Origin of the sequence: Pantoea sp. SIMBA_079 (genome assembly GCF_046940275.1) — a bacterium.
Classification (GTDB): Bacteria; Pseudomonadota; Gammaproteobacteria; order Enterobacterales; family Enterobacteriaceae; genus Pantoea; species Pantoea borealis.
The window spans coordinates 38,852-60,534 of sequence record NZ_JAWRYR010000009.1 but is presented as its reverse complement, the minus strand read 5'-3'; the positions used below and the strand labels follow the sequence as shown (position 1 = coordinate 60,534).

Below are 21,683 nucleotides of genomic sequence, written 5' to 3'. Positions count from 1 at the left end.
TGTACTACATGACTGATATTCAAACCACTTTTGCTGATCTGGGCCTGAACGCCGACATCCTCGAATCTCTGAACGGTATGGGCTACGTTAAGCCTTCCCCAATCCAGGCTGAGTGTATTCCTCACCTGCTGGCGGGCCGTGATGTTCTGGGTATGGCGCAGACCGGTAGTGGTAAAACCGCGGCGTTCTCACTGCCGCTGTTAAACAACGTTGATCCTTCTGTCCGCGCACCACAGATCCTGGTGCTGGCACCGACCCGCGAACTGGCGGTGCAGGTGGCTGAAGCAATGACAGAATTCTCTAAACACATGCGTAACGTCAACGTCGTGGCCCTGTATGGCGGCCAGCGTTATGACGTACAGCTGCGCGCCCTGCGTCAGGGACCACAGATTGTTGTGGGTACCCCGGGTCGCCTGCTGGACCACCTGAAACGTGGCACTCTGGACCTCTCTAACCTGCGTGGTCTGGTACTGGACGAAGCTGATGAAATGCTGCGTATGGGCTTCATCGAAGACGTTGAAACCATCATGGCGCAGATCCCGGAAGGTCATCAGACCGCACTGTTCTCTGCAACTATGCCAGAAGCGATTCGTCGTATTACCAAACGCTTCATGAAAGATCCGCAGGAAGTGCGTATCCAGTCAAGCGTAACCACGCGCCCGGATATTTCACAGTCTTACTGGACCGCTTACGGCCGTAAAACTGAAGCGCTGGTGCGTTTCCTGGAAGCAGAAGATTTTGATGCAGCGATCATTTTCGTGCGGACTAAAAACGCAACGCTGGAAGTGGCTGAAGCCTTAGAGCGCAGTGGCTACAACAGCGCCGCGCTGAACGGCGACATGAACCAGGCACTGCGTGAGCAGACGCTGGAGCGCCTGAAAGATGGCCGTCTCGATATCCTGATTGCTACCGACGTTGCGGCCCGTGGCCTGGACGTAGAGCGTATCAGCCTGGTCGTAAACTACGATATCCCGATGGATGCGGAATCGTATGTTCACCGTATCGGCCGTACCGGTCGTGCAGGTCGTGCTGGCCGTGCGCTGCTGTTCGTTGAGAACCGCGAGCGTCGTCTGCTGCGCAACATTGAACGCACCATGAAGCTGACTATTCCGGAAGTAGAACTGCCAAACGCAGAGCTGCTGGGTGAACGTCGTCTGGCTAAGTTCGCCGCTAAAGTTCAGCAGCAGCTGGAAAGCAGCGATCTGGATCAGTATCGTGCACTGCTGAGCAAAATGCAGCCGGAAGAAGAGCTGGATATCGAAACGCTGGCAGCAGCCCTGCTGAAAATGGCTCAGGGTGAACGTCCGCTGATCGTACCGGCTGACGCGCCGCGTCCGCAGCGTCGTGAGTTCCGCGATCGTGATGACCGCGCTGATCGTCCACGCCGTGACCGTGACAGCCGTGGTGAGAGCCGTGATGGCGATCGTCCGCGTCGTGAGCGTCGTGACGTTGGCGAAATGCAGCTTTACCGCATTGAAGTGGGCCGCGATGACGGCGTTGAAGTTCGCCACATTGTGGGTGCTATCGCTAACGAAGGTGATATCAGCAGCCGCTACATTGGTAACATCAAGCTGTTTGGCACGCACTCCACCATCGAGCTGCCAAAAGGCATGCCGGGTGAGGTTCTGCAGCACTTTACCCGCACGCGTATTCTGAACAAGCCGATGAATATGCAGCTGCTGGGTGATGCGCAGCCGCACGAACGTACTGAGCGCCGCAGTGGCGGTCGTGACTTCGGTGGCGAGCGTCGCAGCAGCGCACCGCGTGGCGACAGTGCACCACGTGGTGAAGGCGCACCGCGTCGCTTCTCAGAGCGTCGTGAAGGTGGCCGCGAAGGCGGACGCTTTAGCCGTGAAGCGGGCCGTGGCCCACGTCGCGACGAAGGCACCTCACGTCGTCGTGATGCATAATCGCTAAACGTTAAGCAGTAAAAAGGGACGCCATATGGCGTCCCTTTTTTTATCTTTTTGGCTCAGCCGTTACAGCGTGCTGGCGGCTTCCATCGCCAGTGCAAAGGAGCGCAGCCGCGCGCTGGAATCAAAGATCTGACCGTTAACCATGATCTCATCCGCCTGCGTTTCACGCTGCAGCGCAGCCAGACCGTGACGCACCTTTTCGCTGTCGCCCACTATCGACATGCTCAGCGCCTGCTGCACCCCATACTGCTCTGACGGTGACCAGAGGTTGTCCATATTTTCCACCGGCGCAGGCAGCGGGCCCGGTTTACCGCGGCGCAGGTTGATAAACTGCTGCTGCATAGAGGTAAACAGGAAGCGCGCGTCGCGTTCGCTATCCGCCGCGACTATATTCACACACACCATAGCGTATGGCTTTGCCAGCCGCGCTGAAGGCTGGAATTTTTCCCGATACAGGTGCAGCGCCTGCAGCAGAAGATCCGGAGCAAAATGCGAGGCAAAGGCAAACGGCAGCCCGAGCTTCGCCGCCAGCTGGGCGCTATAGAGGCTTGAACCGAGCAGCCATACCGGAATTTTCAGGCCGAGTCCCGGCACAGGCTGTACCGGATGATGTTCGCCCTCTTCAGCGTCAAACCAGCGCAGCAGTTCAGCGACATCTTCCGGGAAGCTGTCAGCCTGAGCGCTGGAGAGATGACGGCGCAGCGCCATCATCGTGCGCTGATCGGAACCCGGTGCACGGCCCAGCCCGAGATCGATACGGCCAGGGTAGAGCGACTCCAGGGTACCAAACTGTTCGGCGATCACCAGCGGCGCATGATTGGGCAGCATAATCCCGCCGGAGCCAAGACGCAGAGTTTCGGTGTTTGCTGCGAGATAACCAATCAGTACCGAAGTCGCTGCGCTGGCAATGCCGGTCATGTTGTGATGCTCAGCGAGCCAGTAGCGGTGGAAACCCAGCGCTTCCGCCTGGCGCGCCAGCGCCAGTGAGTTGTGAAAGGCGTCGCGCGCAGACGCGCCTTGCGGAATAGGAGCCAGATCCAGCACGGACAGGCGAACAGGTTTTTTCTCAGACATGAGTACTCCAGCAAATGATGGCGCAGGCGTTGAGCAGCCTGCTGCCATAAGTATTACGCAACATTACCCATATTAAAACTGCTATTACGGGCAGGGATATAGCCGGATTGTGCCTTTATTAACCATTTCCCGCGGGGGCTCCCGCTTTTCCTGACGCGCAGTGACCACCTTGTTGATCTCAGCACAGAACCCCGTGCGACTGACGTGGCATAATTGATCACATTTTACAGAATGCGCTGCGCTACACTGTTCGCGTCTGTACACTGCCTGTTGGCGGAAAAAGTCTTCTGATTACGCGTTTATTGCGGGCATAACTGCAAATCAGACGGAAAAAAGTCTTTTGCAACAACTCTTAAACGCGCAATTTCGTCATGTTTTCGTCAAAGGTGAGTTAGACTTTCTGCAAGGGCGCGGCCTGGGCGATCGGATTGCTGCGAGTCAGTTTTGCCGCATCGCTACGCTGCAGGCGGCGTCTGACCGTTTCACGCGATGCCGAAGCAGATGCCGGGTTTCGCGGCGAAGCCAATGACTTGCTGCTGGTAGCTGCTCTGGCTAAAGCAGAAAGGAAACAGGAGGCGCAGGCTTATGCGTCACGCACGGGGATGCCATGTTAATTCGTACTGAGATTGGCGTTGATGCTGCCGGCATCGATAGCCTGCTAAAACGCAGTTTTGCGACGACAGCTGAGGCTGAACGGGTACAGCAGCTGCGCGAAGATGGATTGCTCACGCTGGGCGTGGTGGCGACCGACGATGAAGGTCAGGTGCTGGGCTACGCTGCTTTCAGTCCGGTGACGCTGCAGGGTGAAGATCGTAACTGGGTGGCGCTGGCCCCGCTGGCTGTTGACAGTTCGTTGCGCGGGCAGGGTCTTGCAAAGCAGCTGGTTTATGAGGGTCTCGATTCCCTGAACGAATTCAGCTACAGCGCGGTCGTGGTGCTGGGCGATCCCGCTTTTTACCAGCCGCTGGGTTTCGAGCCGGCGGCGCGCCATGGGCTGCACTGCCGCTGGCCCGACAGCGAAAGCGCATTTCAGGTTTATAAGCTGGCTGACGATGCGTTCAGCGGCGCGGAAGGGTTAGTCGTATTTGCTGCGCCGTTCAACCACGCTGAGTAAACCAGGTCGTCAGACACGCCGGCTGCTGCGCGATCAGCAGCAGTTTATGGGTACGGGCGAGTTGCTTGACCTGATACTCCAGGCGTGAGGCCGCAGCGCGGTCACCGGCGGGGCAGTGAAACATCAGCGTCAGTGGTCCCTTGCCGCGCAGCGAGCGGGCGCCGCGTCCCTGCTGATGCTGCTGCAGCCGGCGCGACACATCGGTAGTAATCCCGGTATAGATCATCCCGGCAGCGGTTTGCAGCATATAAAGCTGCCAGTTCTGTTCCATTTCTCAGACCTCAAAACAAAGCACCGGCAGTGTAACGCGCCGCCGCGTTCACGGCTATGTGCAGGGAGCGACCTTTGTCCGATCTGTCTCATTTACTGCGTTATCTGAAGAAACAGCATGTGCTTTCGATCTGCGCCAGCGCACCGGAAGAGCTGTGGTGCGCTAATTGCTACTATCTGTTTGATGAAGCACAGATGGCATTCTGGCTGATGAGCGACACCGCCACGCGGCATGGTGCAATGATGCTGCATAACCCGCAGGTCGCAGGCACCATCAATGGCCAGCCAAAAAGTGTTCAGCTGCTTAAAGGTGTGCAATATCGTGGACGGGTGCAACTCAGCGAGGACGCGCAGGCATTAAGCGCCTATCAGCGCCGTTTTCCGGTAGCTAAAAAAAGGATTGCTCCGCTCTGGCAGCTCACGATAGATGAGCTGAAGATGACGGATAACACGCTGGGTTTTGGGAAGAAAATCAGCTGGCAGCGTACCGCATAATGACAGGGGCGCATGAATGCGCCCCCTACAGATCGTGCGATCGTAAGGGCGGCATTCATGCCGCCCTGGGTCAGGTATATCGCAGAAACCAGGGGCACATGAATGCGCCCCCTACAGATCGTGCAATCGTAAGGGCGGCATTCATGCCGCCCTGGCTCAGGTAAATCGCAGAAACCAGGGGCGCATGAATGCGCCCCCTACAGGTCGTGCAATCGTAAGGGCGGCATTCATGCCGCCCTGGCTCAGGTAAATCGCAGAAACCAGGGGCGCATGAATGCGCCCCCTACAGATCGTGCGATCGTAAGGGCGGCATTCATGCCGCCCTGGGTCAGGTATATCGCAGAAACCAGGGGCACATGAATGCGCCCCCTACAGATCGTGCAATCGTAAGGGCGGCATTCATGCCGCCCTGGCTCAGGTAAATCGCAGAAACCAGGGGGCGCATGAATGCGCCCCCTACAGATCGTGCAACCGCAGGGGCGGCATTCATGCCGCCCTGGCCACAACGATCGTCCGGGGGATTACGAGGCGTTCAGGATGCGCAGCGATTCACGGTTAAATGCCGGCAGATCTTCCGGGGTGCGGCTGGTGACCAGCTTGTCATCATCCACGACCACTTCTTTGTCGTAAAAATCGGCACCGGCGTTACGCAGATCGATCGCAATCGCTTTCACACAGGTCATCTTGCGGCCGCGCACGCCGTTGGCGCTGATCAGCAGCTGCGGCCCGTGGCAAATGGCGAAAATCGGTTTGCCGCTGGCAACAAACTCTTTGGTGAACTGCACAAAACGATCGTCACCGCGCAGTGCGTCAGGGGAGTGACCGCCCGGCAGCAGCAGCGCATCAAACTCCGCTGCACTGACGTGATCGATATCTTTATCGATCTTCACTTCCGCTTTGCCCTGTTTACCTTTAACCGTTTTTCCTGCCTGCATCTCAATGGTGACCACGTCATGGCCCGCCTGGGTGTAAGCATCCGCTGGTGAGGTAAATTCAGAATCCTCAAAATCATCGGTGATCAGAACCGCTATTTTCTTGCCCATCTTCTCTTCTCCATGTGGTTCGCGAACGCAGGGTTCGTTGCATGAGTGACCTGACAAGTCTGGACGCTAATGACTGAAACGCAAGCCGGACGACGTAATGTCTTCTGCAGGCGGCGTCAGCGGCAGCAGACGCAACCACCAGATTGTCTGGTTCCGGCTGCCCCGCCACTGCAGCTTTGCATCCTTTTCAGCCTCAACAAACCGGCCATCAACCAGTACATCAATAGCGTCGAGTATTACCCGCTGGGCGGCAGAAAGTTCAGCCAGCTCATAGCCGGTCCAGAGCCAGATATCTTTACCGGGACAGTCGCGGCGTACGCGGCGCACCAGCCGGCGAATATGCGGCACATTGTGCGGATGCAGCGGATCGCCCCCGCTGAGCGACAGGCCCTGACGCGGCACGCGCGTATCGTTGAGATCGGCAATCAGCTGTTCTTCCATCTGCAGCGTAAACGGTGTGCCCGTGTCGGTACGCCAGGTGCGCGGGTTATAACAGCCCCGGCACTGATGCTCGCAGCCCGCGACAAACAGCGAGCAGCGCGTACCCGGCCCGTTCACCACGTCGATGTCATAATAGCCATGAATACGCATCATTTTGGCAGCCCGCCGCTCATGTGCTTCACGCGTCGCTGCACCTCCTGCTGTTTACCGGCATTGAAGGGGCGGGCATCCGGGCTGCCAAGATAGCCGCAGACGCGGCGCGTGACGGAAACCCGGGCGGGATCGCGATTGCCGCAGGCGGGACAGGTAAAGCCTTTGCTGGTGCAGCTGAACTCACCGCTGAAGCCGCAGGCGTAGCATTCATCAATCGGCGTATTGGTGCCGTAGTAGGGCACCCGGTGGTAGCTGTAATCCCAGACATCTTCCAGCGCTTTCAGGTTATGCTGCAGGCTGGGATATTCGCCGTAACAGATAAAGCCGCCGCTGCTGATCGCCGGATAGGGCGCTTCAAAATCGATTTTGTCGTACGGATTTACCTTCTTCTCTACATCAAGGTGGAAACTGTTGGTGTAGTAGCCTTTATCGGTCACGCCCGGGACCACACCAAATTCGGCTGCATCGAGGCGACAGAAGCGATCGCACAGGTTCTCACTCGGCGTACTGTAGAGGCTAAAGCCGTACCCGCTCTCCGCTTTCCACGCGCTGGCCGCCGCGTGCAGGCGGGAAACAATGGCCAGCCCTTTTGCCCGCAGTTCGGGTGAATCGTAAGGGTGTTGCCTGTTCCCGCTCAGCGCATTCAGCGTCTCATGCAGGCCAATAAAGCCAAGCGAAACCGACGCCCGCCCGTTGTGGAACAGGGCACCAATCTCTTCATCCGCCTGCAGCCGTATGCCACAGGCACCTTCCATATAGAGAATGGGCGCTACGCGCGCTTTAGTCCGCTCAAGACGCGCGATACGCGTCATCAGCGCCTGCTTTGTCAGCGCCAGCCGCTGGTCGAGCAGCTGCCAGAAGCGATCGTCATCTCCCTGCGCCTCCAGCGCAATGCGTGGCAGGTTGATCGTCACCACGCCAAGGTTGCAGCGCCCGTCATGTACCGGCTCTCCCTGCTCCTCGTAGCAGTCAAGGAAGCTGCGGCAGCCCATTGGCGTTTTAAATGAGCCGGTCACCGCCACAACCTGGTCATAATTGAGGATGTCGGGGTACATACGTTTAGCAGCGCAGCGCAGCGCCAGCTGTTTGATATCGTAATTCATGTCGCCTGGTCGCCGGTTTATGCCGTCGCGGATGGCAAATACCAGCTTGGGAAATACCGCCGTTTTATGATTTTTACCCAGTCCGGCGATCCGGTTATGCAGAATCGCCCGCTGGATCATGCGCGCGGCTTCACAGGTGCCAAGCCCGAAGCCAAACGTCACAAAGGGGGTCTGGCCATTGGCGGTGTGCAGCGTATTGACTTCATATTCCAGCGACTGAAACGCGTCAAAGCACTCTTTTTCAGTGCGTTCACGGGCATACGCTTCAGCGCTTTCGATCTGCCACGCCGCGGCAATCCGGCGATGCTTCGCCATGCTTAATTCCACAAACGGCGCCAGCACTTCATCAATACGGTTTAGGGTTGTGCCGCCATAAATATGACTGGCGACCTGCGCGATGATCTGCGCGGTGACAGCGGTCGCGGTGGCAATCGATTTGGGCGGCTCAATCTCCGCGTTGCCCATTTTAAAGCCCTGCGTCAGCATGCCGCGCAGGTCGACCAGCATACAATTGAACATCGGAAAGAAAGGGGCGTAATCGAGATCGTGATAGTGGATCTCGCCACGCTCATGCGCCTCTGCGACCGCACGCGGCAGCAGATGCTGCTGCGCATAATGTTTTGCCACGATGCCCGCCAGCAGGTCGCGCTGTGTCGGGATCACATTACTGTCTTTATTGGCGTTCTCATGCAGCAGCGCCGTGTCGGTCTGCTCCACTAACCCCCTGATCGCATGATGCAGCCTGCTGCGCTGCTCGCGCGCCCGATCGCGGTCGTGACGATACTCAATCCACGCGCGCGCCACCGCCGGCTTGCCGGCATGCATCAGCGCGTCTTCCGCCGCCTGCTGGATCTCATGAATATCAACTTCTGCATGGGTGGCCAGCCGCTGACCGATCTCTTCAGCCAGTGCCCGGCACCAGGCGGGATCGTACTGCGCCACGGCCTCTGCCGCCGCCGCGATGGCCTGTTCAATCCGCTGTGTGTCAAACGCTACTTTGCAGCCGTCGCGCTTTATTACTGTTACCGGCATACACGCTCCCTGGACTATATATAGATATTCCAGGTAGTGTAATGGCTATATGTTGTGTCTGAACGGGGATTAATCGCGTATGGCTTGATATGCCGCAAGGAAGTGGCGAGTCCCTCTCCCGACAGGCAGAGGGACAGGGGATCAGCGACGTACGGCGATCGCTTCAATCTCAATTTTGACATCTTTAGGCAGGCGGGCGACCTCCACGCAGGAGCGCGCCGGGAAGCTGGCCTGATGTTCAGTAAAGAACGCCTCGTAAGTGGCGTTAACCGTGGCAAAATCGTTGAGATCTTTGACAAAGACCGTGGTTTTGACAATGTCGCCGACCTGCAGGCCTGCGGCTTCAACAATCGCTTTTACGTTCTCCAGCGACTGGCGCGCCTGTGCCGCCACGTCCTCCGCGACCGCACCGGTTGCCGGATCAACCGGGATCTGTCCGGAGGTGATAATCATGCTGCCGAGATCCACGCCCTGCACATAGGGACCGATAGCGGCGGGTGCCTGTTCCGTACTGATTTCGCGAGACATCGTTTCTCCTCAGAAGTGCGCGACCGGCGGGACGCCTGCCGCGTAAGCCAGGGTTCCCATTATAGGGAGCGGTCAGATGATTACCAGTGACCCAGTACCACATGGCGGGCAAACGACTTCTCGCAATATTTGCACTGCAGGTGGATATCGTCATCACGCTGTTTTACGGCAAAGCTGGAGAAAACCGGCTCGCTGCGGCTGATGCAGTTGCTGTTCGGGCAGGTCAGCACCTGCTCAATGCGCGCCGGCAGCGCTGGCGTAATCTTGGCGACCACTTCATATTCATCGATGCGGTTCACCGTGGCGTGCGGCGCATAGAACGCCAGCTGGTTGATCTGATCTTCTGTGAGAAAAGTGTTCTCAATTTTGATCAGATCCTTACGTCCCATCTCGCCGGAAGGCAGGTTAAGGCCGATGGTAATGCGCTGATCGGTTTCTGTCAGGCGGAACAGCGACAGCAGCGTAAACCCCGTCTGTGCCGGAATATGGTCGATGACCGTGCCGCGTTTAATGGCCTCTACCTGCAGTTTATTATCCTGAGTCATGATCGATTGCTCCTTATTCTGCCAGTTCGCTATTCAGTACCAGCGCCAGAAGGGCCTGGCGGGCAAAAATGCCGTTACCCGCCTGCTGGAAATACCAGGCGTGGGGCGTGCTGTCGACATCGGTGGCGATCTCATCCACACGCGGCAGCGGGTGCAGCACTTTCAAATTGGCGCGCGCGCCATGCAGATCGGCGGCGCGCAGAATGAACTGCGCCTTTACGTTGGCATACTCTGACGGATCGAGACGCTCTTTCTGTACCCGCGTCATATAAAGAATATCCAGCTCAGGCAGCACCTCTTCAATGCTGTCGTGCCGCGTCCAGACAATGTTCTGTTCATCCAGCATATCGGTGATATAAGCGGGCATGGCGAGCGCAGACGGGGCGATGAAATAGAAACGGTTGCCGGTGAACTTCGCCAGTGCCTGCGTGAGCGAGTGCACGGTGCGGCCATATTTCAGATCGCCGACCATCGCGACACTGAGGTTATCAAGCCGTCCCTGCGTTTCACGGAGGGTAAAGAGATCGAGCAGGGTTTGCGTCGGATGCTGATTTGCGCCATCACCGGCATTGAGGATCGGTACGCCGCCTGAAAATTCCGTAGCCAGACGCGCCGCACCCTCCTGCGGATGGCGCATCACGATAGCGTCAACGTAGGTGCCGATCACGGAAATGGTGTCGGCCAGCGTTTCGCCTTTTTTGCCCAGCGAGGTGTTACCGCCGTCGGCGAACCCGACCACCGATGCCCCCAGGCGATGCATCGCCGTCTCAAATGAGAGGCGGGTCCGGGTAGAGGCTTCGAAAAAACAGCTGGCAATCACATTATGCTTCAGCAGCTCAGGCTGCGGCTGCGCCTTAAGCCGGGCAGCGGTGTGCAGCACCAGCTCCAGTTCATCGCGATTGAGGTCGTTGATGGAAATGATGTGTTTGCGATATAGCGGGTTAGCCATAGCTTTCTCCTCAGTGCTGCCGGATAGCGGACAAAAAAAAGCCCCTTTACAGGGGCTTTATAACGATCGGTGAATAGCGGAAAGAAACAGCGGTACCGCCTGCGTTCAGGCGGACGGGAGCAGCAAAATGTGGCTGGCGCTGTGGCATGTTTCCTCCGGCAAATTGTGGCGCATTATACGCATTCACAGGCGGGCAGCAAGCGCTAAGTAAACGTTTGCCTGGCGTTAATCAGCGCTGGGCCAGCGTGGCCACCATCACCGCTTTGATGGTATGCATGCGGTTTTCCGCCTGGTCGAACACGACGCTGTGCGCCGACTCAAATACTTCGTCGCTGACTTCCATTCCTTCTTCCAGCCCGTACTGTGCGGCCAGCTGCTGGCCCAGGGTGGTTTTATCATCATGAAAAGCGGGCAGACAGTGCAGAAACTTCACCTGCGGATTACCGGTCAGCGCCAGCATCGCGCGGTTAACCTGATAGGGGCGCAGCAGAGCAATACGCTCTTCCCATACCGATTTCGCCTCGCCCATTGAGACCCAGACGTCAGTATAGATAAAGTCTGCACCCTGTACGCCTTCGGCAATATTCTCCGTCAGCGTAATTTTTCCGCCGGTCTGCGCCGCCGCTGCCCGGCAGGTCTCTACCAGCTCCGTCTCCGGCCAGCATGCTTCAGGCGCTACCAGACGCAAATCGAGCCCCGTCAGCGCGGCGGCCTCCAGCATGCTGTTGCCCATGTTGTTGCGTGCGTCGCCCACATATACCAGCGTCATGTCGCTCAGCGCTTTACCCGGCAGCTGCTCCTGCATCGTGAGCAGATCGGCCAGCAGCTGCGTAGGGTGAAACTCATCGGTCAGGCCGTTCCAGACCGGTACGCCGGCATGTTCAGCCAGTGTTTCCACCAGGGTCTGACCATAGCCGCGATACTGAATGCCATCGTAGAAGCGTCCCAGCACCCGGGCGGTATCTTTCATGGACTCTTTATGGCCAATCTGACTGCCGCCTGGCCCGAGGTATGTCACATTCGCCCCCTGATCGTAAGCGGCAACTTCGAAAGAGCATCGGGTACGGGTCGAGTCTTTTTCGAAGATGAGCGCGATATTTTTGCCGGTAAGGTAGCGGGGTTCACTGCCGCTTTTTTTAGCCTGTTTCAATTCAGCGGCCAGCGACAGCAGGCTGGCGATCTCTGCCGGGGTAAAATCCAGTAACCGCAGGAAATGTTTCAAATATAACTGGCTCATGCTTTGCTCCGTAAGCCGCTTGGTAATGAATTAAAATTCAATCTAACCGTATGAATATTCATTTTCAACCCCGGCGCAAATAAACTTTCTGTTTTGTGTAGTGGCGCGCGAGGCAGTATGGGAAAATAATTGCATTCACTGCCACCATTTTGAGGACTTACCCATGGCATACGAAGCATTGCTGGAAGAACAGCGCGAAGAGACGCGTCTGATCATCGAAGAGTTGCTGGATGACGGAAGCGATCCGGATGCGCTCTACACCATTGAACACCATCTTTCCTGCAACAACTTCGACTCGCTGGAAAAAGCCGCCGTTGATGCGTTTAAGCTGGGCTATGAAGTCACCGAGCCGGAAGAGCTGGAGCTGGAAGATGGCACCACGGTGATGTGTGTGGATATCCTCAGCGAATCTGCGCTGAAACCTGAACTGATCGATGCACAGGTTGAGCAGCTGGTGAACCTGGTGGGCAAATACAACGTTGATTATGACGGCTGGGGCACCTACTTCGAAGATCCCAACGCGGAAGATGACGAAGACGAAGATGAAGAGATGGACGATGACGGCGAGGATAACGGCGTCCGTCACTGATCGTACCGGGCGGCGTCTGTCGCCCGTTTCACTTACCTGCCTGTAAAGACCACCAATGAATTACGCTCCGCTATTAACCCCTATTCACCAGTTCCTGCACTGCCGCACGCCTGAGGCGTGGATCCTGGAGGCGCGCAAGCCGGAAAATCTCACGCTGCTGCTGACCGATCACATGGTGTGCGAGCTGAAAGCTGCGCAGACCGCCGTGTGGCTGATCCGGAAATATGTGGCGGATAAACCGAGCGGCGAGGCCATTCTGGCGTGGCTTGAACCCTATGAGGCGTTTGTTTTTGGCGAAGCGCACAGCAGCGACTTCATTAATGCGCATAAAAATCTGACCAAAAGCGTTATCGTGCGCAACGAGCTGCCGTGGGCGGATGAGATGGTGGAGAAGATGGTGCTGCTGATCAAAGAGGAGCTACACCACTTTTATCAGGTATGGGAGATCATGCAGGCGCGCGGTCTGATTTACCGCAAAATCACCGCCAGTCGCTACGCCAAAGGGCTGCTGCGGGAAGTCACCACCCATGAGCCCGATACGCTGGTGGATAAGCTGATTTGCGGCGCCTACATTGAAGCGCGCTCCTGTGAACGGTTTGCCAGCCTGGCACCGCATCTGGATGCGCAGCTGGAGAAGTTCTATATCTCGCTGCTGCGTTCAGAAGCGCGACACTATCAGGACTACCTTGCGCTGGCGGCGCAGATCTCACCGCGCGATATCACACCGCGCGTACAGGCGATCGGCGCAGCGGAAGCGCGCCTGATCGGCGAGCCGGATACGGAGCTGCGCTTTCACAGCGGCGTGCCCGCGTTCTGAGTGCGGCCCTCTACGCCAGCGTTTTAAGCATCCGCACTTCGCAATCGACGTGACCGGTACAGCCCATGGCGCGGTCAATATGCGTAAATCCCAGCGCTTCATAAAGCGCAATCGCCCGCGTCAGGCTGGCGGTGGTCTCCAGATAGCAGCGGCGGAATCCCTGTGCCTGAGCAAACGCCAGCGCGCGCAGCGCCAGCTCACGTGCCAGACCGCGCCCGCGCACCTGCGGCAGAAAATACATTTTCTGAAGCTCGCAGATATCGGGTGCGCTGCACGCCAGCGGCGCAATGCCGCCGCCGCCCACAACCTTGCCCTCCAGCTCCACAACCCAGTAGGCGCTTGCAGGCGTGCTGTAGAGTTCAAACAGGCGATCAAGCTGAGGATCGGCGACGGTATAGCCTTTATCGGCGGTCAGGCCAAACTCGGCTGACACCGTGCGGATCACCTGTGCAATCGGCAGGTTGTCCGCGGCGCAGATCGGGCGGACCTGCAGATTCAGTGAGGTGAGGGTGCTCATGGCAGAATTCCGGTAATAAAAAAGCCGGGCAGAGCCCGGCTTCGGTTAGCGAACAGGTCTTAAGCGCTTACAATGCCGCAATCACGCCCTGCTGTTCAATCAGTTTTGCTTTTGACTGCTCCATTTCCGCCACGCGCTCGCGCTCTTTCGCGACCACCGCTTCCGGTGCACGCGACACAAAGCCTTCGTTCGCCAGCTTGGTCTGGATCTTCTCAATCTCAACATCCAGCTTCAGCAGCTCTTTCGCCAGACGCTCCAGCTCCGCCTCTTTGTTGACCAGATCGGCCATCGGGATCAGCAGTTCTGCTCCCTCAACGATTTTGGTCACAGAGACCGGGCCTTTCTCGCCCGCCGGCAGGATCGTCAGGCTCGCAAGCCGCGCCAGACGGGAGAGGAAGTTACGGTTCTCTTCCACGCGACGCTGTGCGTCAGCGGAGCAGTCGCGCAGCAGGACATCCAGCGGCTTGCTCGGCGCGATGTTCATCTCAGCGCGGATATTACGTACCGCGACAATCGCCTGTTTCATCCACTCAATGTCTGCCTGCGCTGCGGCATCCTCATTCGCCGCGTCATACTGCGGGAACGGCTGCAGCATAATGGTGTCATGATCGATGTTTTTCAGCACTTTTACGCGCTGCCAGATAGTTTCCGTAATAAACGGAATAATCGGGTGTGCCAGACGCAGCAGGGCTTCCAGCACCGTTACCAGCGTGTTGCGCGTGCCGCGCAGCTCCGCTTCGCTGCCGCTGTTCATCACCGGCTTGGTCAGCTCCAGATACCAGTCGCAGAACTGGTTCCAGGTGAAGTCATAGAGAATATTGGCCGCGATATCGAAGCGATAGCTGTCCAGCGCCTCACGGTACGCTTTCACCGTGCGGTTGAACTCGCTCAGGATCCAGCGGTCCGCCAGCGACAGCTTCAGCTCGCCACCCTGCTGCCCGCAGTCCTGATCTTCGGTATTCATCAGCACAAAGCGGCTGGCGTTCCACAGCTTATTACAGAAGTTGCGGTAGCCTTCAAGACGCTTCATATCCCAGTTGATATCGCGTCCGGTTGAGGCCAGCGCGGCCAGCGTAAAGCGCAGGGCGTCCGTGCCTGATGGCACGATGCCGTCCGGGAACTGCTTCTCGGTACGCTTGCGGATTTTTTCCGCCAGCTGCGGCTGCATCATGTTGCCGGTACGTTTCTCCAGCAGCGCTTCCAGCGAAATTCCATCAACCATATCGAGCGGATCGATGACGTTGCCTTTCGACTTCGACATCTTCTGTCCCTCTTCATCGCGGATCAGACCGGTCATATAGACGGTCTTAAACGGCACCTGCGGCTTGCCGTTCTCATCTTTGATGAAGTGCATGGTCAGCATGATCATGCGCGCGATCCAGAAGAAGATAATGTCGAAGCCGCTCACCAGCACGCTGGTCGGGTGGAAGGTACGCAGCGCTTCGGTGTTCTCCGGCCAGCCAAGGGTAGAGAAGGTCCACAGGCCGGAGGAGAACCAGGTATCCAGCACGTCATCATCCTGACGCAGCGCCACGTCTGCGGCCAGGTTATTCTCCTGACGCACCTCTTCTTCGGTGCGGCCGACATAGACGTTGCCGTCATTGTCATACCACGCCGGAATGCGGTGACCCCACCAGAGCTGGCGTGAAATACACCAGTCCTGAATATCACGCATCCAGGAGAAGTACATATTTTCATACTGCTTCGGTACAAACTGGATATCGCCGTTTTCAACCGCTTCCACCGCGACTTTCGCCAGCGGCGCGGTACGCACGTACCACTGATCGGTCAGCATCGGCTCAATGACCACGCCGCCGCGATCGCCGTACGGCACCGTGAGGTCGTGTGGCTTGATCTCATCCAGCAGGCCCGCCTCATCCACGGCAGCGACAATCGCTTTACGCGCGGCAAAGCGCTCCATGCCCTGGAACGCAGCCGGGATCTCATCGGAGCAGGCGGTGCTTGCTTCACCGTTGGTGTCGAACACTTCTGCCCGGGCGCGAATATCGCCGTCAAAGGTCAGAATGTTGATCATCGGCAGCTTGTGACGACGACCCACTTCATAGTCGTTGAAATCGTGCGCCGGGGTGATCTTCACGCAGCCGGTGCCTTTTTCCATATCGGCGTGCTCATCACCGACGATCGGAATGCGGCGATCTACCAGCGGCAGGATCAGCTCTTTACCGATCAGATCTTTATAGCGGGGATCTTCCGGGTTAACAGCAACGCCGGTATCGCCCAGCAGGGTTTCCGGACGGGTGGTGGCGACAACCAGATAATCTTTGCCGTCTGCGGTGGTCGCGCCATCCGCCAGCGGATAGCGGATATGCCACATCGAGCCTTTGCTTTCGCGGTTTTCTACTTCCAGATCGGAGATAGCGGTGCGCAGTTTAGGGTCCCAGTTTACCAGGCGTTTGCCGCGGTAGATCAGGTTCTCTTTGTAGAGGCGCACAAACACTTCTTTCACCGCATTGGAGAGGCCGTCATCCATGGTAAAGCGCTCGCGCTCCCAGTCCACGGAGTTGCCGAGGCGGCGCATCTGGCGGGTGATGGTGCCGCCGGACTCCGCTTTCCACTGCCAGATTTTATCGATAAAGGCGTCACGGCCATAATCCTGACGCGTTTTTCCCTCTTCAGCGGCGATTTTACGCTCCACAACCATCTGCGTCGCAATACCGGCATGGTCAGTGCCCGCCTGCCACAGGGTATTTTTACCCTGCATGCGCTGGTAGCGGATCATGGTATCCATGATGGTCTGCTGGAAGGCGTGACCCATATGCAAGCTGCCGGTGACGTTCGGCGGCGGGATCATGATGCAAAAGCTTTCCTGGCTGGTATCGCCATTTGGTTTAAAGTAGCCCTGCTGTTCCCAGTGCTCGTAGAGCGGCTGCTCGATATCTTGCGGGTTATATGTCTTGTCCATTTCTGCTATGTCGTTTGCGGCGGGGGTGGTGGCGCCGTTTTCAGTTGGAAACCAACGCTGCGATAGGCTTTATAGCGATCGCGCGCCGGTTGTTTCAGGGATTCTTCATACGGTACGAAGTCTATCACTTCATGGAAAGCGGTGGCAAAATCTGCGAACGCTGGCAGCAGGCTGATCAGCAGATCGCGCGGCGCACTGCTACGCCGCTGTGGCCAGGCAAGTTCTACCGGCGCACCATAACGCGGACCTTCACCGGCCAGATTATGCGGCACAAAGGCGTTTGCCGGACGCTGCCACAGCGCCTCATCAAGCCGGTTCGCCTGCGCCTCGCTTTCACAGGCGATCAGAATGCGTTTACCTTCACGCCAGCGGGCAGCAGCCAGATCGCACACCAGCGCTTCAATCGCGCTAAGGCCATCACTGGCGCTTTCTGACTCTAAAACATAGAAGGTGGCGTTTTTCATGGCGGGCTAAATTCCATCAGTAACAACAGAGAGCATTGTGCGTCAGCGCGCGGCGTGCGTCCAATATTAAGGCCGGTATCAATCGCAGAGGGGCCATTAATGACGTCATCACGTCCCGTGCGCGTATCAACCCCGGGCGCCATGAATGGCGTCATCACGTCCCGTACGCGTATCAACCCCGGGCGCCATGAATGGCGCCCCTACGGGAATGCCGCCACAGGGGGCGCATTAATGCGCCCCTGGTCAAACACCGCACCGTTTGGACGTCATCGCGTCCCGTACGCGTATCAACCCCGGGCGCCATGAATGGCGCCCCTACGGGGAAAAATGCCGCCGCAGGGGGCGCATCAATGCGCTCCTGGTCAAACACCGCACCGTTTGGACGCGCGATACCGGTTAATCGTCGCCGTTCAGGCCTGCACGGTTCAGCAGAAACTGCGACAGCATCGGCACCGGACGCCCGGTAGCGCCTTTGGCTTTACCGGAGCGCCATGCGGTACCGGCGATATCGAGGTGCGCCCAGTTATATTTGCGTGCAAAGCGGGCCAGGAAACAGGCCGCAGTGATTGCACCGCCCGGACGTCCGCCGATATTCGCCATATCGGCAAAGTTCGACTCCAGCTGCTCCTGATACTCATCGGCCATCGGCAGCCGCCACGCGCGGTCGCCTGACTGCTCAGAAGCACTGATCAGCTCATGCGCCAGCGGGTTGTGATTCGAAAGCAGGCCGCTGACGTGGTGACCCAGCGCAATCACGCAGGCACCGGTCAGGGTCGCCACGTCAATTACGACTTCAGGCTCAAAACGCTCAACGTAGGTGAGGGCGTCGCACAGTACCAGACGGCCTTCAGCGTCAGTGTTCAGCACTTCAACGGTCTGGCCTGACATCGTGGTCAGGACATCACCCGGGCGCATCGCCCGGCCATCCGGCATGTTTTCACAGCCCACCAGCACGCCTACCACGTTCAGCGGCAGATTGAGTTCTGCCACCATGCGCATTACGCCATAGACCGAGGCCGCGCCGCACATATCATATTTCATCTCATCCATGCCTTCAGCAGGCTTGATGGAAATGCCGCCGGCGTCAAAGGTCAGCCCTTTACCCACCAGCACGATGGGACGCGCGTCCGGATCGCTGTTGCCTTTGTACTCAATAACCGACATCAGCGACTCATTGTGCGAACCGGCGCCGACCGCAAGATAGGCATTCATGCCCAGCTCTTTCATCTGCTGTTCGCCGATAACACGGGTCGTAACGTTTTTGCTGTAAGCGTCCGCCAGCTGGCGAGCCTGCGAGGCGAGATAGGCCGCATTACAGATATTTGGCGGCATATTGCTGAGATCTTTTGCTGCTTTCACACCGGCTGCTACGGCGAGGCCATGCTGGATGGCGCGCTCACCGCTGGTGAGTTCGCGACGCGTTGGCACGTTGAACACCAGCTTGCGCAGCGGGCGACGCGGCTCAACTTTATTGCTTTTCAGCTGATCAAAGTTGTAGAGCGCCTCTTTCGAGGTCTCAATCGCCTGGCGCACTTTCCAGTAGGTATTACGGCCTTTAACATGCAGCTCGGTCAGAAAGCAGACTGCTTCCATGGAGCCGGTGTCATTCAGCGTATTAATGGTCTTCTGGATCACCTGCTTATACTGACGCTCGTCCAGCTCGCGCTCTTTGCCGCAGCCAATCAGCAGAATACGTTCAGAGAGAATATTCGGCACATGGTGCAGCAGCAGCGTCTGACCGACTTTGCCCTCCAGTTCGCCACGGCGCAGCAGCGCACTGATATAGCCGTCGCTGATTTTATCCAGCTGTTCGGCAATGGGCGATAAACGGCGCGGCTCAAAAACGCCTACAACAATGCAGGCGCTCCGCTGTTTTTCCGGGCTGCCGCTTTTTACACTGAACTCCATGCACTCTCCTGAATCTTAAAGACAACGGCCGTAGCTGTCGTTAGAATGTAGCGCGTTCGTCACCCATTATTTGGCGCGACGCCATGACAATTTAACGCCGCTGGTCATAATGAGTGGGGTGACAATGTGATGTTTTTTCACCACCCTGACGCATTAACAGACCATTTTAGCGACCAATACGGCCATTGATGAAGAAAAATGGCTGATAAGCGTTGAAACTAGCGATTTTCCTGCAAAAAGACAAGTTTTCACAGGCGTACTAAGCGTGATCATTATTAGATATCTGGTTCGGGAAACGCTCAAAAGCCAGCTGGCTATCCTGTTTATCCTGCTGCTGATCTTCTTTTGTCAGAAGTTAGTCAGGATTTTAGGGGCAGCGGTGGATGGCGAAATCCCCACAAATCTGGTTCTGACCTTGTTAGGACTCGGTGTGCCTGAAATGGCGCAACTTATTTTACCCTTAAGCCTGTTTCTGGCGATTTTAATGACGCTGGGCCGGCTATACACCGAAAGTGAAATTACGGTGATGCACGCCTGCGGTCTGGGTAAAGGGTTACTGGTTAAGGCGGCGATGATCCTGATGCTGATGACCTCGCTGGTGGCGGCGGTCAACGTTATCTGGCTCGGCCCCTGGTCATCGCGTTATCAGGATGAGGTTACGCAGAACGCCAAGGCTAATCCGGGCGCTGCTGCGCTGGCTGCGGGACAGTTCCAGACCTCAAGCGACGGTAATACCGTGCTGTTTGTCGAGAATGTGAAAGGCAACACCTTCGGCAACGTTTTCCTGGCGCAGCTGCGGCCCAAAGGCAACGCGCGTCCGTCGGTGGTGCTGGCAGACAGCGGCCATATGGAGCAGCGTAAAGATGGCTCACAGGTGGTGACGCTGGATAAAGGTACCCGCTTTGAGGGCACCGCGCTGCTGCGTGATTTCCGCATCACTGACTTTGTGAACTATCAGGCGGTAGTGGGCTACAAAGAAGCGACGCTCGATCCTAACGACGCCGATCAGGCCGATCTGCTTACGCTGATCAACACCAAAACGCCGCAGTTCCAGGCCGAGCTGCACTGGCGTCTGACGCTGGTCTTCTCGGTGCTGATTATGGCGCTGATGGTGGTGCCGCTTAGCGTGGTCAATCCACGTCAGGGCCGCGTATTGTCGATGCTGCCTGCGATGCTGCTCTATCTGATCTTCTTCCTGCTACAGAGTTCGCTGCGCTCCAATGCGGCCAAAGGGCGCTTCGATCCGGCGATCTGGATGTGGACCGTCAACATCGCGTATCTGGCACTGGCAGTCGCGCTTAACGCCTGGGATACCGTGCCGATGCGTCGTCTGCGGGCGCGTTTCAGCCGCGGAGGGTCGGTGTGATGTTTAAGGTGCTTGACCGCTATATCGGTAAAACCATCTTCAACACCATCATGATGACGCTGTTCATGCTGGTGTCGCTGTCGGGCATTATCAAGTTTGTCGATCAGCTGCGCAAAACCGGGCAGGGCGCGTATTCCGCGCTGGACGCGGGCTACTACACCCTGCTGAGCGTGCCGAAAGATATCGAGATCTTCTTCCCGATGGCGGCGCTGCTTGGCGCGCTGCTGGGCCTGGGCACGCTGGCGCAGCGCAGCGAGCTGGTGGTGATGCAGGCGTCCGGCTTTACCCGCCTGCAGGTGGCGCTTTCCGTCATGAAAACCGCGATCCCGCTGGTGCTGCTGACCATGGCCGTCGGTGAGTTTGTGGCGCCGCAGGGCGAGCAGATGGCACGTAATTTCCGTGCGCAGCAGCTTTACGGCGGATCGCTGGTCTCCACGCAGAACGGCCTCTGGGCGAAGGATGGCAACGACTTCATCTATATTGAACGCATTAAAGGCGACAATGAGATTGATGGTGTCAGCATCTACCGCTTTAACGACGCCCGCCGTCTGCAGAGCGTGCGCTATGCGGCCACCGCGACCTGGGATCAGGCGCGTAAACGGTGGGAGCTGGCGCAGGTCGATGAGTCAGACCTTACCGATCCAAAGCAGATCACCGGTTCGCAGAGCCTGAACGGCGAGTGGAAAACCAACCTGACGCCGGACAAGCTGGGCGTGGTGGCGCTGGACCCGGATGCGCTCTCAATCAGCGGGCTGTATAACTACAGCAAATATCTGAAGCAGAGCGGACAGGAGTCGGGCCGTTATCAGCTCAATATGTGGGGTAAAATCTTCCAGCCGCTCTCCGTGGCGGTCATGATGCTGATGGCGCTCTCCTTTATCTTCGGCCCGCTGCGCAGCGTATCGATGGGCGTGCGCGTGGTGACCGGGATCAGCTTCGGCTTCCTGTTCTACGTGCTGGATCAGATTTTTGGTCCGCTGAGCCTGGTCTACGGCCTGCCGCCAATATTGGGGGCAATCCTGCCCAGCGGTGCTTTCTTCGCTATCAGCCTCTATCTGCTGCTGAAACGACGCTAAGCGGGACAGATCCAGGGCGCCATTTATGGCGCCCTTATTTTTTGGTATTCGGCCTGAACCTGGGGCGCATTAATACACCCCCTGCGAGCAGCACTGTAGGGGCGCCATTAATGGCGCCCTGGG

Annotated in this window: 20 protein-coding genes and 1 pseudogene; 8 read left to right on the top strand and 13 right to left on the bottom strand. The window is 57.6% G+C overall.

Going from position 1 to position 21,683, the window contains the following annotated elements; translation table 11 throughout:
• Positions 1 to 8 precede the first annotated feature (8 nt).
• Positions 9 to 1,910 carry a DEAD/DEAH family ATP-dependent RNA helicase gene (locus SB719_RS13000; RefSeq protein WP_065650265.1) on the top strand — a complete coding sequence of 634 codons (1,902 nt, stop codon included), beginning with the start codon at positions 9 to 11 and terminating at the stop codon, positions 1,908 to 1,910.
• A 69-nt stretch (positions 1,911 to 1,979) separates the two neighbouring features.
• Here SB719_RS13000 and SB719_RS12995 read toward each other — a convergent pair whose 3' ends face one another.
• Positions 1,980 to 2,990 carry a luciferase-like monooxygenase gene (locus tag SB719_RS12995; protein ID WP_065650264.1) on the bottom strand — a complete coding sequence of 337 codons (1,011 nt, stop codon included), beginning with the start codon at positions 2,988 to 2,990 and terminating at the stop codon, positions 1,980 to 1,982.
• Between the two features lie 301 nt (positions 2,991 to 3,291).
• Between SB719_RS12995 and SB719_RS12990 the strand changes: the two are divergent.
• Together SB719_RS12990 and SB719_RS12985 are read left to right on the top strand one after the other, a co-directional pair.
• Positions 3,292 to 3,538, top strand: a pseudogene (locus SB719_RS12990) (SCP2 domain-containing protein); the annotation flags it as partial.
• Between the two features lie 59 nt (positions 3,539 to 3,597).
• Positions 3,598 to 4,104, top strand: a complete 507-nt coding sequence (locus SB719_RS12985; RefSeq protein WP_065650263.1) for a GNAT family N-acetyltransferase — start codon at positions 3,598 to 3,600, stop codon at positions 4,102 to 4,104.
• Here the strand turns inward: SB719_RS12985 and SB719_RS12980 are convergent.
• Positions 4,088 to 4,375, bottom strand: a complete 288-nt coding sequence (locus SB719_RS12980) for a GIY-YIG nuclease family protein (RefSeq protein ID WP_412159288.1) — start codon at positions 4,373 to 4,375, stop codon at positions 4,088 to 4,090. The two genes, SB719_RS12985 and SB719_RS12980, sit on opposite strands and share 17 nt — an antisense overlap.
• A gap of 74 nt (positions 4,376 to 4,449) precedes the next feature.
• Here SB719_RS12980 and SB719_RS12975 point away from each other — a divergent pair, with 74 nt between their 5' ends.
• Entirely contained in the window at positions 4,450 to 4,869 is a 420-nt protein-coding gene (locus tag SB719_RS12975) for a YhbP family protein (RefSeq protein ID WP_065650261.1), read from the top strand.
• A 521-nt stretch (positions 4,870 to 5,390) separates the two neighbouring features.
• Here the strand turns inward: SB719_RS12975 and SB719_RS12970 are convergent.
• The 7 genes from SB719_RS12970 to argF form a co-directional block, all read right to left on the bottom strand.
• A complete protein-coding gene (locus tag SB719_RS12970; protein WP_065650260.1) occupies positions 5,391 to 5,912 on the bottom strand; it encodes a type 1 glutamine amidotransferase domain-containing protein in 522 nt (173 codons plus the stop codon).
• A 66-nt stretch (positions 5,913 to 5,978) separates the two neighbouring features.
• The gene (gene nrdG / locus SB719_RS12965; RefSeq protein WP_412159287.1) at positions 5,979 to 6,506 is read right to left on the bottom strand and encodes an anaerobic ribonucleoside-triphosphate reductase-activating protein; all 528 of its coding nucleotides are present in this window, start codon (positions 6,504 to 6,506) and stop codon (positions 5,979 to 5,981) included.
• Positions 6,503 to 8,641 (bottom strand): anaerobic ribonucleoside-triphosphate reductase, encoded by a 2,139-nt coding sequence (nrdD, locus tag SB719_RS12960; RefSeq protein ID WP_304233304.1) that lies wholly within the window; start codon positions 8,639 to 8,641, stop codon positions 6,503 to 6,505. Before nrdD ends, nrdG begins: the two co-directional genes overlap by 4 nt.
• Positions 8,642 to 8,782: 141 nt before the next feature.
• Positions 8,783 to 9,169, bottom strand: a complete 387-nt coding sequence (gene ridA / locus SB719_RS12955; protein WP_065650258.1) for a 2-iminobutanoate/2-iminopropanoate deaminase — start codon at positions 9,167 to 9,169, stop codon at positions 8,783 to 8,785.
• 80 nt (positions 9,170 to 9,249) lie between these two features.
• The gene (pyrI, locus tag SB719_RS12950; protein ID WP_065650257.1) at positions 9,250 to 9,714 is read right to left on the bottom strand and encodes an aspartate carbamoyltransferase regulatory subunit; all 465 of its coding nucleotides are present in this window, start codon (positions 9,712 to 9,714) and stop codon (positions 9,250 to 9,252) included.
• Positions 9,715 to 9,727: 13 nt separating this feature from the next.
• On the bottom strand, positions 9,728 to 10,663 hold the full coding sequence (gene pyrB, locus SB719_RS12945; protein ID WP_292975256.1) for an aspartate carbamoyltransferase: 936 nt from the start codon (positions 10,661 to 10,663) through the stop codon (positions 9,728 to 9,730).
• 229 nt (positions 10,664 to 10,892) lie between these two features.
• Positions 10,893 to 11,900 (bottom strand): ornithine carbamoyltransferase, encoded by a 1,008-nt coding sequence (gene argF, locus SB719_RS12940; RefSeq protein ID WP_304233310.1) that lies wholly within the window; start codon positions 11,898 to 11,900, stop codon positions 10,893 to 10,895.
• A 163-nt stretch (positions 11,901 to 12,063) separates the two neighbouring features.
• Here argF and rraB point away from each other — a divergent pair, with 163 nt between their 5' ends.
• The gene (gene rraB, locus SB719_RS12935; RefSeq protein WP_039382316.1) at positions 12,064 to 12,489 is read left to right on the top strand and encodes a ribonuclease E inhibitor RraB; all 426 of its coding nucleotides are present in this window, start codon (positions 12,064 to 12,066) and stop codon (positions 12,487 to 12,489) included.
• Between the two features lie 55 nt (positions 12,490 to 12,544).
• The gene (gene miaE / locus SB719_RS12930) at positions 12,545 to 13,306 is read left to right on the top strand and encodes a tRNA isopentenyl-2-thiomethyl-A-37 hydroxylase MiaE (protein WP_412159286.1); all 762 of its coding nucleotides are present in this window, start codon (positions 12,545 to 12,547) and stop codon (positions 13,304 to 13,306) included.
• Between the two features lie 10 nt (positions 13,307 to 13,316).
• Here the strand turns inward: miaE and SB719_RS12925 are convergent, their stop codons facing one another.
• The 4 genes from SB719_RS12925 to pepA all read right to left on the bottom strand — a co-directional run bounded on the left by SB719_RS12925 (position 13,317) and on the right by pepA (position 19,118).
• Positions 13,317 to 13,823 (bottom strand): GNAT family N-acetyltransferase, encoded by a 507-nt coding sequence (locus tag SB719_RS12925; RefSeq protein WP_292975267.1) that lies wholly within the window; start codon positions 13,821 to 13,823, stop codon positions 13,317 to 13,319.
• Between the two features lie 67 nt (positions 13,824 to 13,890).
• On the bottom strand, positions 13,891 to 16,746 hold the full coding sequence (locus tag SB719_RS12920) for a valine--tRNA ligase (protein ID WP_065650252.1): 2,856 nt from the start codon (positions 16,744 to 16,746) through the stop codon (positions 13,891 to 13,893).
• Positions 16,747 to 16,751: 5 nt separating this feature from the next.
• The gene (locus SB719_RS12915; protein WP_065650251.1) at positions 16,752 to 17,210 is read right to left on the bottom strand and encodes a DNA polymerase III subunit chi; all 459 of its coding nucleotides are present in this window, start codon (positions 17,208 to 17,210) and stop codon (positions 16,752 to 16,754) included.
• Positions 17,211 to 17,606: 396 nt separating this feature from the next.
• Complete coding sequence (gene pepA / locus SB719_RS12910; protein ID WP_039382329.1) at positions 17,607 to 19,118, bottom strand: leucyl aminopeptidase; 1,512 nt, start codon at positions 19,116 to 19,118, stop codon at positions 17,607 to 17,609.
• Between the two features lie 265 nt (positions 19,119 to 19,383).
• On the opposite strand from pepA, the gene lptF reads away from it, so the two are divergent.
• Both lptF and lptG read left to right on the top strand, forming a co-directional pair.
• Entirely contained in the window at positions 19,384 to 20,484 is a 1,101-nt protein-coding gene (gene lptF / locus SB719_RS12905) for an LPS export ABC transporter permease LptF (protein WP_065650250.1), read from the top strand.
• Positions 20,484 to 21,560, top strand: a complete 1,077-nt coding sequence (lptG, locus tag SB719_RS12900; protein ID WP_039382335.1) for an LPS export ABC transporter permease LptG — start codon at positions 20,484 to 20,486, stop codon at positions 21,558 to 21,560. Before lptF ends, lptG begins: the two co-directional genes overlap by 1 nt.
• The last annotated feature ends 123 nt before the right edge of the window (positions 21,561 to 21,683 follow it).